Source organism: Porphyromonas vaginalis, from assembly GCF_958301595.1.
GTDB lineage: Bacteria > Bacteroidota > Bacteroidia > Bacteroidales > Porphyromonadaceae > Porphyromonas > Porphyromonas vaginalis.
On sequence record NZ_CATQJU010000001.1, the window covers coordinates 2,485,950 to 2,498,700 of the forward strand.

At 54.9% G+C, this 12,751-nt stretch carries 13 protein-coding genes; 11 read left to right on the forward strand and 2 right to left on the reverse strand.

Annotated elements, in window-relative coordinates; genetic code table 11:
- Positions 1-31 precede the first annotated feature (31 nt).
- The 7 genes from Q2J34_RS09715 to Q2J34_RS09745 are packed head-to-tail and all read left to right on the forward strand — an operon-like array spanning position 32 to position 5,273.
- Complete coding sequence (locus tag Q2J34_RS09715) at positions 32-292, forward strand: DUF3098 domain-containing protein (protein WP_298887286.1); 261 nt, start codon at positions 32-34, stop codon at positions 290-292.
- A 24-nt stretch (positions 293-316) separates the two neighbouring features.
- Positions 317-1,168 (forward strand): undecaprenyl-diphosphate phosphatase, encoded by an 852-nt coding sequence (locus Q2J34_RS09720; RefSeq protein WP_300970116.1) that lies wholly within the window; start codon positions 317-319, stop codon positions 1,166-1,168.
- A 1-nt stretch (position 1,169) separates the two neighbouring features.
- On the forward strand, positions 1,170-1,934 hold the full coding sequence (gene truB, locus Q2J34_RS09725; RefSeq protein WP_300970117.1) for a tRNA pseudouridine(55) synthase TruB: 765 nt from the start codon (positions 1,170-1,172) through the stop codon (positions 1,932-1,934).
- A 50-nt stretch (positions 1,935-1,984) separates the two neighbouring features.
- The gene (gene queA, locus Q2J34_RS09730; RefSeq protein ID WP_297113697.1) at positions 1,985-3,058 is read left to right on the forward strand and encodes a tRNA preQ1(34) S-adenosylmethionine ribosyltransferase-isomerase QueA; all 1,074 of its coding nucleotides are present in this window, start codon (positions 1,985-1,987) and stop codon (positions 3,056-3,058) included.
- Between the two features lie 34 nt (positions 3,059-3,092).
- Positions 3,093-3,560 (forward strand): 2-amino-4-hydroxy-6-hydroxymethyldihydropteridine diphosphokinase, encoded by a 468-nt coding sequence (gene folK, locus Q2J34_RS09735; RefSeq protein WP_300970118.1) that lies wholly within the window; start codon positions 3,093-3,095, stop codon positions 3,558-3,560.
- Positions 3,557-4,969, forward strand: coding sequence for a tRNA uridine-5-carboxymethylaminomethyl(34) synthesis GTPase MnmE (gene mnmE / locus Q2J34_RS09740; RefSeq protein WP_300970119.1), 1,413 nt, complete (start codon positions 3,557-3,559; stop codon positions 4,967-4,969). The genes folK and mnmE overlap by 4 nt, the downstream gene beginning before the upstream one ends.
- Position 4,970: 1 nt before the next feature.
- Complete coding sequence (locus tag Q2J34_RS09745; RefSeq protein WP_300970120.1) at positions 4,971-5,273, forward strand: nitrous oxide-stimulated promoter family protein; 303 nt, start codon at positions 4,971-4,973, stop codon at positions 5,271-5,273.
- A 13-nt stretch (positions 5,274-5,286) separates the two neighbouring features.
- Here Q2J34_RS09745 and Q2J34_RS09750 read toward each other — a convergent pair whose 3' ends face one another.
- A complete protein-coding gene (locus Q2J34_RS09750) occupies positions 5,287-5,532 on the reverse strand; it encodes a hypothetical protein (protein WP_300970121.1) in 246 nt (81 codons plus the stop codon).
- A 139-nt stretch (positions 5,533-5,671) separates the two neighbouring features.
- Here Q2J34_RS09750 and Q2J34_RS09755 point away from each other — a divergent pair, with 139 nt between their 5' ends.
- From Q2J34_RS09755 to Q2J34_RS09770, 4 genes are all read left to right on the forward strand, one after another.
- On the forward strand, positions 5,672-6,337 hold the full coding sequence (locus Q2J34_RS09755; RefSeq protein WP_300970122.1) for a class I SAM-dependent methyltransferase: 666 nt from the start codon (positions 5,672-5,674) through the stop codon (positions 6,335-6,337).
- An 11-nt stretch (positions 6,338-6,348) separates the two neighbouring features.
- Positions 6,349-6,969, forward strand: a complete 621-nt coding sequence (locus Q2J34_RS09760) for a TetR/AcrR family transcriptional regulator (protein ID WP_300970123.1) — start codon at positions 6,349-6,351, stop codon at positions 6,967-6,969.
- A gap of 90 nt (positions 6,970-7,059) precedes the next feature.
- Positions 7,060-9,396, forward strand: a complete 2,337-nt coding sequence (locus Q2J34_RS09765) for a TonB-dependent receptor (RefSeq protein WP_300970124.1) — start codon at positions 7,060-7,062, stop codon at positions 9,394-9,396.
- Positions 9,397-9,445: 49 nt separating this feature from the next.
- Positions 9,446-10,699: a hypothetical protein gene (locus Q2J34_RS09770; protein WP_300970125.1), complete on the forward strand. Its 1,254-nt coding sequence runs from the start codon at positions 9,446-9,448 to the stop codon at positions 10,697-10,699.
- A 131-nt stretch (positions 10,700-10,830) separates the two neighbouring features.
- Here Q2J34_RS09770 and Q2J34_RS09775 read toward each other — a convergent pair whose 3' ends face one another.
- Positions 10,831-12,636, reverse strand: a complete 1,806-nt coding sequence (locus Q2J34_RS09775) for a Na/Pi cotransporter family protein (RefSeq protein WP_300970126.1) — start codon at positions 12,634-12,636, stop codon at positions 10,831-10,833.
- Between the last annotated feature and the right edge of the window lie 115 nt (positions 12,637-12,751).

The following is a 12,751-nucleotide window of genomic DNA, read 5'->3' on the forward strand; positions in this document are numbered from 1 at the left end:
TCATTATCTCATACATCACAACTTATCAATTATGGTATTTGGCAAGAAGAACTATATCCTCCTAGCGATCTCCGTGGGGATCATCATCTTGGGTCTCCTCTTGATGTCGGGGGGAGGTAGTGCAGACAATCCAGAGTTTACGGCAGAGATCTTTAGCACACGTCGTATCGTCGTAGCACCTATCGTCACGCTGGTCGGCTTCCTCCTAATCATCTACGCTATCATGGCTAAGCCCAAAAGCCCCAACAAAAGCAAAGACAAGGATAGCAATACTACGCCACAGAACAAGTAAACCTCTTGTGCCGAAACGCTTAAGATGACGCTACTCGAATCCATTATTCTAGCCATCGTAGAGGGGCTGACGGAGTTTCTCCCAGTCAGCTCTACGGGGCACATGATCCTCACGCAGGGTATACTCGGGATGGAGAGTACCCCTTTCCTACGAGCCTTTACGGTGATGATCCAGTTTGGAGCGATCCTATCGGTCGTAGTGCTGTACTACAAGCGATTCTTCACCTTTCGGGTAGAAGAGGGCGCACGACAGCTACCGCAGCGGTGGCAGTGGGTAGGACGCTTTTCCTTTTATATCAAGCTCCTCGTCGGTCTCATCCCGGCAGCAGTCATCGGACTACTACTGGAGGAGCAGATAGACAAGCTCCTAGACAATGTCTATGTAGTCGCCACGATGCTCTTCTTGGGTGGCATCTTTATGCTCTTCATCGATCGCATTTGGCCTGCTACAAAACAGACGGTGGAGCGTCCGTCGTATCGCAATGCTTTCGTCATCGGTTGCTTTCAGACCATCGCTATGATCCCAGGCGTATCACGCTCTATGGCGACGATCGTGGGTGGACTGCAACAGCGACTCACGAGACGCGCAGCGACCGAGTTCTCCTTCTTCCTGGCGGTGCCGACGATGCTCGGCGCTACCCTACTCAAGGGGTACAAGCTCCTCTCCGATCCTGTCTCTAGTCAGAAGCTTCAGGAAAACTGGGTGGCACTACTAGTGGGTAATGTGGTTGCCTTCGTAGTAGCACTACTGGCGATCAGGTTCTTTATCAACTATGTGACCCGCTACGGCTTCAAGCTCTTCGGCTACTACCGTATCGTGGTCGGTCTACTGGTACTCATCCTACTACTCTGCGGGGTGCCTCTAGCAATGCACTAAGATGAATCAGGAAGTCTCCTCCAAGCTCTACACACCTGCCGACCTGCAGACTCATCGCCCCCTCACGCTACGTTCGGGAGCGATCATACCCTTGGACAAGCCGTTGGGGTGGACCTCCTTTGACGTGGTCAATAAAGTGCGCATCATGGTGCGCAAGGTGACAGGCGTCAAGCGCATCAAGGTGGGACACGCTGGGACGCTCGACCCGCAGGCGACGGGCGTGCTGGTGCTCTGCACAGGGCGTGCTACGAAGCTCATCGAGCAGCTGATGGACCACGACAAGGAGTACCGCGCCACGCTACAGCTCGGAGCCACCACACCCTCCTTTGACAGCGAGCACGAGATCGACGCAACCTATCCCTACGAACATATCACGGAGGAGATGGTGCGGAGTGCCTTGCACCAGTTCACGGGAGAGATCGATCAGCGACCTCCCACCTTCTCAGCTGTCAAGGTAGGGGGCATACGCGCCTATGACCTAGCCCGTCAGGGACAGGAGGTAGAGCTAGCACACAAGCGCATCACCATTCACGAGCTAGAGCTACTCAGCTTCACGCCCCCCGCCCTACAGCTACGCATCGTCTGTAGCAGAGGCACCTACATTCGTTCGCTGGCTCGTGACCTCGGCACGGCTCTCAGTTCGGGAGCTTACCTCACCCAGCTGGTGCGGACACGCTCTGGCGAGGTGTCACAGGCAGACTGCTTTAGCCTCGATCAGCTAGACGAACTGCTCGCCCTAACGCCCGACGAGGAAAAGCTCTCCTGACCAAACACCCTTACTATACTCACTCTATCCCATTAGAAACAGAATCCAATATGCGACATAAAGCGAAGCTTTCACACTTTGATTACAAGCTCCCCGAGGAGCTTATTGCTCAGTACCCGACCACCTTCAGAGATCAGTCTCGTATGATGGTACTACACCGCACAGACGGCTCTATCGAGCATAAGAACTTTGTGGACATACTCGACTACTTTGGAGAGAAAGACACCTTTGTCTTCAACGATACGAAGGTTTTCCCCGCCAGGCTCTATGGTCTGAAGGAGAAGAACCAGGCGAAGATCGAGGTCTTCCTCCTGCGTGAGCTCAACGAGTCCCTGCGTCTATGGGATGTCCTCGTAGATCCAGCTCGCAAGATCCGCATCGGCAACAAGCTCGAGTTCGGCGAGGAGGGCGGAGCTCCCGTGCTGGTCGCTGAGGTTATTGACAATACCATCTCGCGCGGTCGTATCCTACGCTTCCTCTACGACGGCTCTCACGAAGACTTCCTCAAGGATCTGTACAGTCTAGGCGAAGCACCGCTACCCGCGGAGATCAAGCGACCCGCTGAGCCAAGCGACCTAGAGCGTTATCAGAGTGTTTTTGCGAAGCATATCGGCGCCGTCTGCGCTCCCGCTGCGAGCCTGCACTTCAGCGACATTATCCTGCACAAGCTACGTCTGCAGGGCTGCAACCTTGCTTTCCTCACACTGCACCACAACCTCTCTAGCTATCAGGAGATTGAGGTAGAGGCGATCAGCAAGTATAAGGTGGAGAACGAAGAGATGTACATCCCCATCGAGTGCTGCGACATCGTCAACCAAGCGCGCGACGACAATGCGCAGATAGTGGCTGTCGGAGCTACCGTCATGCGAGCCCTCGAGACAGGCGTCAGCACGGACGGCTACCTCAAGGAGTTCAGTGGCTGGACCAATGAGTTTATCTATCCGCCTTACCACATTCACCTACCAACCGCTATGCTGACCAACTTCAATGCGCCAAAGAGCATCAACCTCATGTGCGCTGCCACCATGGGTGGTGAGAAGAATGTGATGAATGCGATGAATGTAGCGGTCAAGGAGAAGTACCGCTTCGGTTGCTACGGGGATGCGCTCCTCATTATGGACTAAAGGATTCCGCTAAGACTCTCTCACTGTCGCTCCTATGCCTACTGCTTACATAGCCCTCGGTAGCAACCTTGACGAGCCTCGTCATCAGTTGCTAGAGGCGATTAGGCGAATGCGCCTTCGTGGGTTCCAGATCTACAGTATAGCCCCCTTTGTAGAGACTCACCCCGTGGGCTTCGCTTCGGAGCATCTCTTCCTCAATAGCGTCGTGGCCGTTCACACGACAGCGACGCCAGCAGAGCTTTTGGCACAGCTTCAGGCTATCGAGCGTGAGATGGGGCGACTGCACAAGTCGCACGACGGCATCTACTCCGACCGAGTCATAGACCTAGACATCCTGCTCTACGACCAGTGTGTCGTGACCACGCCTGAACTCACCATCCCGCACCCTCGTATGTGTGAGCGAGCCTTCGTCCTGCAGCCACTCAGCTACATAGCACCTGAGCTCACCATCCCCACGATGGGAGCCACCGTGGCTCAGCTACTAGGAGCCCTGCCCTCATGATACATGATCTGAGCGAAACGATCTGCGCGCCGGCCACTGCACTAGGCGGAGGGCTTGCCGTCATACGTATCTCGGGAAGCTTAGCCCCGCAGATCGCCGAGACGCTTCTTGGCAAAAGGCTCGCGCCTCGTGAAGCCACGACCGCTGGACTGCGAATTGACGGACAACTCATAGACCTCGTCGTAGCCACCTTCTTTGCCGCCCCACACTCCTACACTGGCGAAGAGGTCGTCGAGTTCTCCTGTCACGCCTCTCCCTTCATCGTACGCACCATACTGGAGTGGATCGCTCAGCAAGAGAGGTGCCGTATGGCCGATCCTGGCGAATTTACCCGTCGTGCCTTAGCGCATGGCAAGCTTGACCTCGCCGAGGCTGAGGCGGTCGCCGACCTCATCGCTGCGACCACTGCCACACAGCACAAGATGGCTATGGAGCAGCATACCGGCAGGCTCAGTCATCTGCTCAACGAGCTGCGAGCGACGCTCCTACGCTTTGCCGGTCTCCTCGAGCTGGAGCTAGACTTTAGCGAAGAGGATGTCGCCTTTGCCGATCGCTCCACTTTAGTTGAAACGTTAGCTACGATACAGCACCAGCTTCGTCTGCTCACGCAAAGCTTCAGCACCGGGCAAGAGCTCCAGCAGGGCATCCCGACCGCTATCATTGGCGCACCCAACGTAGGCAAGAGCAGTCTCCTCAACGCCCTCCTCCAGCACGAACGAGCTATCGTCAGCGACATCCCCGGCACCACCCGAGACACCGTCGAGGGGCGACTAACCATTCGCGGTACACTCTTCCGGCTCATCGACACCGCTGGCCTGCGCCAGACGACCGACCTCGTGGAGCAACTAGGCATCGAGCGCAGCTACCAGCAGATCTCCTCGGCACGGCTCATCCTTTGGGTTATCGCCCCGCCCCTACCCACGTGGGACGAGCTAGAGACACAGCTCGGTGAGATCCTTCCGCTCACCTCCCCCGATAGTACCCTCATGATCCTGCTCAACAAGCGAGATCTACTCACCGAGAGCGAGGTCACGGACTGGCTCAACCACTACTCCGACCAGTTACAGCGCATCACGGACAAACGGCACACCACCCCTCCGCTGGCTATCTCAGCACGAGCCGCTGAGGGCATCGAAGCTCTCGAAGAGCTGATGGTAACCACTGCCCAGCCCCTCCACAGCGATGAAGAGACCGTGATACTCTACAACCTACGCCACTACGAGGCGCTCACCAGGGCAAGTCATGCCTTAGAGTTAGTCTCCGAGGGACTCCACAACGGCTTGACCAGCGACCTCATCACCCCCTATCTCCGTGAGGCTATCGAAGAGATCGGCCTCGTCACAGGCGCCTCCATCACCTCCGACGAGGTGCTCGGCTACATCTTCTCCCACTTCTGCATCGGCAAGTAGTATGGGCCAGGGACGTATCGCTGAGGAGCAGCAGGTCATTCGGCAGATGATCCAGCTCTACTGCCGGAAGAAAGAGGGTAATGAAACGCTCTGCGACAGTTGTCGCGAGCTACTCGAGTACGCCACACGGCGACTATACCGTTGCCGCTACGGTGCAGCGAAGCCGACCTGCCGCAAATGCCCCGTACACTGCTACCGACCCGACATGAAAGCCCGCATTCAGGCGGTGATGCGCTGGGCCGGTCCACGTATGCTCTTCCACCACCCCCTCGCCGCCGTCAAGCATCTCCTCCGCGAGCTCTAGTCCACCCGCTCCTTTACCACCTTTTTTTTAAGTTGCCTGCAAGGCGTTTGAACACTTCTTGTAGAGTTTTCAAAAGGTTTCCTTCCTTGGAAAAATAATTTCCAAGGGAGGAAATCTTTTTTTCCAACGCTGGAAAGCTTTTTTTCCAACGCTGGAAACTTTTCGTTCCAACGGAGGAAACGATTCGTCCCTCCGTGGGGAGCTTTTCGTCCCGCCCTTGGGATTGTTTTGTTCCAACGGTGGGAGCGATTCGTCCCATGAGGATGGGACGTTGTTTGAGGCGTGTTTTAGCGAGTAATACCTATTACTGGGTAGATTTGCGGGGGCGATCCCTTGGCAAAGAGGTATAACTTTGCGGTGCAATAGATCCATACAAGCTCTAATCCCTGCAACAACTGATGGCTAAGGCTCAGCATAACGCATATATCAAGCAGATGCACCGCTACGATGCACTCATGACGGGACGCTCCTGGTGGGGGCATCTCTTTATGAATGGGCTCTGGCAGGTGGATCAGCTACAGATGGCGGCAGAGGTCTTGGCTATGATCCCCGATGACTTTGCGGGGCGACTACTAGATGTGCCGGTGGGGACTGCGGTCTTCACCTGCGACAAGTACAAGCAGCTTGCCAAGGCTCAGATCACTGCGCTGGACTACTCCGAGAAGATGCTCGAGATGGCCGCCCACCGCTTTGAGGTGGAGGGGGTGACCCATGTATCGCTCGTGCAGGGCGATGTGGGGGCGATGCCCTTTGCCGATGGGGAGTTTGACTATCTACTCACGATGAGTGGTTTGCAGGCCTTCCCCGACAAGGAGCGAGCCCTCCGTGAGATGCACCGTGTACTAAAGCCGGGAGGGCGACTGTGTGGATGCTTTTACGTGCGTGGGGAGCACCGCGTGGGCGACTGGATAGCTCGCCATATATTGGAGCGCAAGGGGTACTTCTGCCCGCCACACTATACAGCGACAGAGGCGATGGCACTTCTTCGGGAACTCTTTGGGGAGCGTATCTCCGTACGTCAGTACCACGCTATGCTCATCTGCTCAGTAGTCAAAGATAAGTAAGCAAACGAACTATGAATAGTCCGACACCAGATATACAGCAGCGTATCAAGGAGACGGCCTTACGGCTCTTCTCTCGGCATGGCTACATAGGCACCTCGATGCGTATGGTTGCCAAGGAGGCTTACGCCTCGCTGGGCAGTATATACTACTATTATGAGGACAAGGAGGCACTCTTTCGCTCGCTCGTAGAGCCTGCGATCAAGGGGCTAGAGGCATTTTACGCCTTACCGCCTGAGGATCAGGACATGGAGATGGATATGCTGGACCCCGAGGAGCGTAAGCGGAGGGGCTACTCGAAGGCACCCTTCTACCAGTACATCATTAACCATGCGGAGGCTCTGCGACTGGTCTTCTTCGCCAGTGCAGGCTCCTATCTGGATCAGTACGAGGATCGACTCAATCAGCTGAGCAACGAGGCGACCATCCGCTACTTCGAGCGGTATCGAGAGCTGCATCCCGACTGGAAAGCCGAGGTCGATCCTTCCTTCATCGATATTTACTCAGCCTTTATCACGGCAACCATCAAAACTATACTACAGCGGTCCGACACCAGTCCAGAGGAGCTGGCACGGTTCTGTCGGTGCCACGAGAAGTTTAGCTTCGGCGGTTGGCGAGCACTCTTAGGGGTCTAGTGAAACAGTTCACTAGCCCCCTTTTTTGAACGTATAGCGAAAGACGTTCAGTTCCCCCTCTTCCCAATAAGCAAATCAACTAACTAATCAATGAGACGATACAGACTACTATTACTAATCATGCTACTCTCCCTCAGCGCAGCAGTAGCTCAGGAGTACCACTACCGTGGCAACGTACTTGATGATGCGACGGGCGAACCCCTCATCGGTGCCAATGTCTATGCCGAGCCAAAAGGTGCTGGAGCCGTCACCGATGCCGAGGGGCACTGGGAGCTCACCTCCAAGCAGCGAGTCAAGAGACTCGTCGTGAGCTATGTGGGCTACAAGAGCAAGCGCATCACATCTCCACGGCAAGATGGCAAGCCGATCAGCGTGAGACTAGAGGTCGATGAGACGACGCTAAGCAGTGTCGTCGTCGTTGCCAAGCGTCAGGAGCGCGCGCTGCGTGAGTCCGCTATGCCTATCTCAGTCATCTCGATGCGACAGCTACAAGGCACCGCCTCCTCGATAGACGAGGTGCTGTCTCGCACTACGGGTGTGACGCTACGCAATACGGGTGGACTAGGGAGTGCCTCGCGCATCTCGCTACGTGGACTAGAGGGCAAGCGAATGGGCATCTACATTGACGAGACACCCTTTGGCGAGATGAGCGACTTCATCTCGATCAATGATATCCCGACCGATATGATCGAGCGGGTGGAGGTCTACAAGGGGATCGTACCCTACAAGTTTGGTGGCTCAGCTATGGGCGGAGCGGTGAATGTAGTGATCAAGGAGTACCCGCCGAAGTACTTTGACGCTTCGTATGAGGTGGGATCGTACAATTCGCACATGCTCTCGACAGTCTTCAAGCGCACACTAGAGGATGCGGGCGTGCAGCTAGGAGTTGGCGGTACGCTCGCCTACTCGGACAACAACTACAAGATGGAGCTGCCACAATACAAGGATCGGATCGTGAGGCGCGACCACGATCAGTTTCGGAAAGCGATCCTAGGCGGTAGCCTCAAGGCGACGAAGTGGTGGTTTGACGAGATCAAGCTAGAGTGCGCTGGGACCTACATTCGCAGAGAGATACAGGGCTTCGAGTGGGACGTACGAGAAGCTTTTACCCTCTCCAAGGGCTTGGCTCTGGAGAGTACCTTCAAGCGTGCGGACTTCTTCCTCCCAGGGCTCGATCTAGACGCATCGGTCGGGGTGGTCTTCGGGCAGAATGGACTGACCGACAAGGCTGCGCATCGCTACGACTGGGATGGCAAGGAGTACCCCGCAGGCTCCTCTTATGGAGGCGAGCTATCGAGCATACCTGCCGATGGGGTCAATCGGACGATCAACCTGGTGGACAAGCTTAACCTGAACTATACGCTAGACCGCCATCAGGCTTTCAATCTAAACCTGTGCCACACTTACGCTTATCGCAATCCTACGGACACGCTTATGGATCGAGCTTTGGGCTATAAGGCGAACTTCAAGAGCCGTATGAACAGCCTCACGGCGGGAGCCTCCTATGACCTCACGCTCTTTGAGGATAAGCTCCAGAATGCCTTCACCGCAAAGTACTACAACTACCGCTCTCGCTCTAAGATCATCGGGACGATCAGTCTGGGCGACCTCAAGGATGTGGAGACTAACCGACACTTCTTCGGCTGGAGCGAAGCTATCCGCTACCGCTTCACGCCAGACTTCCTGATCAAGGCTTCCTATGCGGACGAGGTGCGCATACCTACGAGTGAGGAGCTGCTAGGCAATGGTTACTCGATCAGTGCCTCGACGGACCTTCGTCCCGAGCATAGCCGTGGAGGTAACATTGGCTTAGTCTATCGCAACCTCTCGCCCACATCAATGCGGTTGATCGAGGCTGAGATCAATGCTTTCGGCTCTTACATCACCGATATGATCCGCTTTATGCCAGGAATTATTCCCTCCATGAGTTGCTATCAGAACTTCGGGAGCATCCGCACGTGGGGCGTAGAGGGCGAGGTGAAATGGGATGCCCTCCCCTGGCTCTACCTCTATGGCAATGCAACTTACCAAGACCTCAGAGACACGCGCCGACTGATCCCCTCGACGAATGTCGCTAACCCGACTTACCTCAAGCGTATGCCCAACATCCCCTACTTCCTGGCCAATGCGGGCTTGGAGCTACACAAGGAGAATCTCTTCGGCGGGGAGGGCTACAACAGCCGTCTGATGCTCGACGCCTCCTATGTGCATCAGTACTACTACGACTTTGAGGTGAGCCAGTACCAAGAGCGCAAGATACCGACTGCACTGCGCCTAGACTTAGGACTAGAGCAGAGCCTGCGCAATAATCAGTGGACGATTACCTTCAAGGTCAAGAACCTGACCAACCAGCGTCAGATGTCGGAGCTAAACCGTCCGTTACCAGGCATTAACTTCTCGGTAAAGTTGCGCTACCTCTTCAGATGACAATCAGATGACAACTATATATTCACCAATTCAAATAACAGATTTCACTATGAACAGATTCAACAAACTAACCAACAGGCTCACCCTTATCGCTGCCCTCCTACTAGGGCTAGCGCTCACCAGCTGTGACAAGGAGCCTAAGCCGACACCCCAGACGGGTAGTGAGCGGATTATCTTCTCTACTTCAATAATAAATGCGGACGGTGCCTCAGGCAATGGTTACCTGCAGGCTATCGGCTCTATCGAGGCGAAGAAGTACGACAACAGCCGTGGCGTGCCAGTCGGCTTCGGCACGGAGCCTATCTACTGCGGAGATCATCTCTACGTCCTGCCAGACTATATGGGTATGGGCAAGGCTGAGCTCATCAACTACACCGTAAGCAAGGAGTTACAGCTCACCAAGCGTGGCGCTATGGAGCTGCCAGGAGGAGGCGCTGCCTGCAATGTGGTCGAGGTCTCGCCTGAGAAGGCTTACATCAGCTTCCAAAACATCGGACAGGTCTGGGCGTTTAACCCCAAGACGATGACCAAGACGGCTGTGATAGACCTCAACCAGTACAAGCACGATGACACCAATGTGATGCCCGGTGCTATGGCAGTACGCGACGGCAAGCTCTACGTAGGACTCTGTCAGATGGACCCCAAGTGGATGCCACTACACAAGGAGGTCGAGCTGGCGCTCATAGACATCGCTACGGACAAGGTGGAGAAGAAGATTTCCTCTACCACCTCGGGGCTCTCTGTCGCTACCCGTCCTATCGTGGCTAACTCGATCTTCCTCGATGACAAGGGCGATCTGTACATACTCTGCATGGGGAGCTTTGGCTTCAACCCTGAGTTCCCCGGAGGTATCGTTCGCATCAAAAAGGGTGAGACCGAGATCGACCCCTCATGGTCTATGAATCTCTCGGAGATCAACATAGAGGTCAAGGGTATCCTACCCCAGACGACCAAGCTCCCCGCCAACTACATCGTATCGATGCACTACATCTCTGGCTCTAAGGTGGTCGCCATCATGGGCATCTATGCGCTCGACCCCGAGAGCAAGAACCCCTACACGGCTCTCTACTGTATCCCTACGGTCATCGACCTAGAGCAGCGTACGATTCAGCAGATTGAGGGTATCCCAGTGTCCAATCCTCACGCATGCGCCCTCGGGTGGTACAACGATCAGATCATGATCGGCTCGGCAGGCAAGGAGCGTAGCGGATTCTACTCCTACGATCCTAAGACAGGCGCCGTCTCCGACGGACCCGTCTTTGAAATAGAGGGCAATCCCGTCTCCTTCTACCAGATGAAGTAGTTTAGAGGTCTATAGAATCCTAAAAAGGCGGGTCGCTAAGAGAGCGATCCGCCTTTTTCTATGGCTTCGTATTTGAGTAGGAAGGCTACTCGGTGGTGAGGCGCTTAACTAGCGAGGCTAAGGGGCGCGCCCTACCCCTTGGTGGCTGCCTGTACGACGTTGAGCACGTAGTCACCCAGCTGCTCGTAGTAGCCAACAAGGTCCATATAGCTTACGGACTCGGGGTAGTCGTACTTCTGCGTACGGACGTTTTCCATGTTCTGCGCTTTTAGCAAGGTACGCAAGTCATTTAGTTGCTTCTCTAGGGTGTAGCTCTCACGAGCGTCCGACTCCGAGAGCTTGTTGCGTCGCAGTAGCTCGGCCATCTTGAGAGCCGTCTCTGTGGCGATCGAGTGGATCTGCAGGAGGTTATTGCGCACCATATCGGTGTAGCTCTTGCCGAGCTGGTGGTAACGATTGATCTCACGCGCTATGCCCACAGCTGCATCGGCGACACTCTCTATCTCGGTCGCTACGCGGTAGTAGACGAGTATATCGCTCTGCGACTCCTTACCCAGCTCGGTGTGAGAGATCTTATTGAGGTAGTCAGCTATCTCGACCTCTACGGCATCGGATATGTCCTCCTCCTGCTCGCACTTGTTGTAGAGCTTCTTGAGCTCGACAGGATTGTCCGTCTTGAGCATCCCCTCACAGTAAGACATCATCTGCGATACTCGGCTGGCGTACTCGGCTAGCTCTTGCTGCACTTGTAGCAGACCGATCTCACCCGTTGGTAGGATACCGGCACGTATGTAACGTAGGTGTGTCTGCTCTGTGTCACCCTTCTTAGACTTCTTCATCGGTATGGCTCGCTGGCAAATCTTGACATAGACAGGTACGAACCAGATCATGACAAAGGCGTTCAGCATGTTGAAGGTGGTGTGGAAGAGTGCGAGTCCTACTGAGACAACCGCTGCTAGCGAACCTATCTGAGCCTGTATCGCAGCTAGCGAGGGATCGGCGAGTGTCTCTGTCGAGGAGATAGCACTCATACTAGCGGGATCGTATACCTGACTGAGGCGAGAGGTGTACTCGTATAGCTCTCGTGGATCACCTATGCCCATATTCATCAGCCAGTTGGCGATCATATTGGTAAAGGGGTAGAAGAAGATCAAGACGAGTAGCACACCGAAGACGTTGAATAGCAGGTGAGAGAGTGCCGCGCGCTTAGCATTGACATTAGCTCCGAGGGCTGCCAGATTGGCGGTGATGGTCGTTCCGATGTTTTCGCCCAGGATCATCGCCGTGGCGATCTCAAAGGGTATCCACCCTTTCGAACACATGATGAGTGTGATCGCTACCGTCGCACTGGAGGACTGGACCAGCAGCGTCATAATGGTACCGATCAGGAGGAAGATCAGGATAGAGGCAAAGCCCATATCGGTATACCCACGGAGAAACTCGAGTGCCTCGGGATGACTCTGGAGATCTGGCATCGAGTCCTTGAGAAACTGCAATCCGAGGAAGAGGAGCGAGAAGCCTACGAGGAAGTTGAGCTGCTCCCGCTTCGTATAGATAAGCGGTATGGAAATGGCGAAGAGCGGTATGGCAAAGGTCGATATATCTATCTTAAAGCCGAAGAGGGTGATGACCCAAGCGGTGACGGTCGTACCAATGTTAGCGCCCATAATGACCGATATCGCCTGTCCTAGCTGGAGGAGTCCCGCATTGACGAAGCTGACGACCATCAGAGTCGTAGCACTAGAGGACTGCACCAAGGCGGTCACCAAGACTCCCGTGAGTAACCCTAGGACGCGACGAGAGGTCATCGCTGCGAGGATCTGACGCATCCTATCGCCTGCTGCCTTTTGGATGCCCTCGCTCATGATCTTCATACCAAAGAGGAAGAGTCCTAGCGATCCCAGCAGATAGATAAAGTCAAACAGAGTAAATGCCATGAGTATGTCGTTGTTTGTATGTCATTACCGTGCGAAAGCTCCCCTAAGACCTACCAGCTACATGAGGCTCAAAGCCGCATATTCACAAGGGTTGTCATGCGACTGAGTCACCTCG

Bases quoted from the DNA above. Each gene is read 5' to 3' on its own strand.
- Q2J34_RS09715 (WP_298887286.1), top strand. From the start codon at position 32: ATGGTATTTGGCAAGAAGAACTATATCCTCCTAGCGATCTCCGTGGGG.
- Q2J34_RS09720 (WP_300970116.1), top strand. From the start codon at position 317: ATGACGCTACTCGAATCCATTATTCTAGCCATCGTAGAGGGGCTGACG.
- truB (WP_300970117.1), top strand. From the start codon at position 1,170: ATGAATCAGGAAGTCTCCTCCAAGCTCTACACACCTGCCGACCTGCAG.
- queA (WP_297113697.1), top strand. From the start codon at position 1,985: ATGCGACATAAAGCGAAGCTTTCACACTTTGATTACAAGCTCCCCGAG.
- folK (WP_300970118.1), top strand. From the start codon at position 3,093: ATGCCTACTGCTTACATAGCCCTCGGTAGCAACCTTGACGAGCCTCGT.
- mnmE (WP_300970119.1), top strand. From the start codon at position 3,557: ATGATACATGATCTGAGCGAAACGATCTGCGCGCCGGCCACTGCACTA.
- Q2J34_RS09745 (WP_300970120.1), top strand. From the start codon at position 4,971: ATGGGCCAGGGACGTATCGCTGAGGAGCAGCAGGTCATTCGGCAGATG.
- Q2J34_RS09750 (WP_300970121.1), bottom strand. From the start codon at position 5,532: ATGGGACGAATCGCTCCCACCGTTGGAACAAAACAATCCCAAGGGCGG.
- Q2J34_RS09755 (WP_300970122.1), top strand. From the start codon at position 5,672: ATGGCTAAGGCTCAGCATAACGCATATATCAAGCAGATGCACCGCTAC.
- Q2J34_RS09760 (WP_300970123.1), top strand. From the start codon at position 6,349: ATGAATAGTCCGACACCAGATATACAGCAGCGTATCAAGGAGACGGCC.
- Q2J34_RS09765 (WP_300970124.1), top strand. From the start codon at position 7,060: ATGAGACGATACAGACTACTATTACTAATCATGCTACTCTCCCTCAGC.
- Q2J34_RS09770 (WP_300970125.1), top strand. From the start codon at position 9,446: ATGAACAGATTCAACAAACTAACCAACAGGCTCACCCTTATCGCTGCC.
- Q2J34_RS09775 (WP_300970126.1), bottom strand. From the start codon at position 12,636: ATGGCATTTACTCTGTTTGACTTTATCTATCTGCTGGGATCGCTAGGA.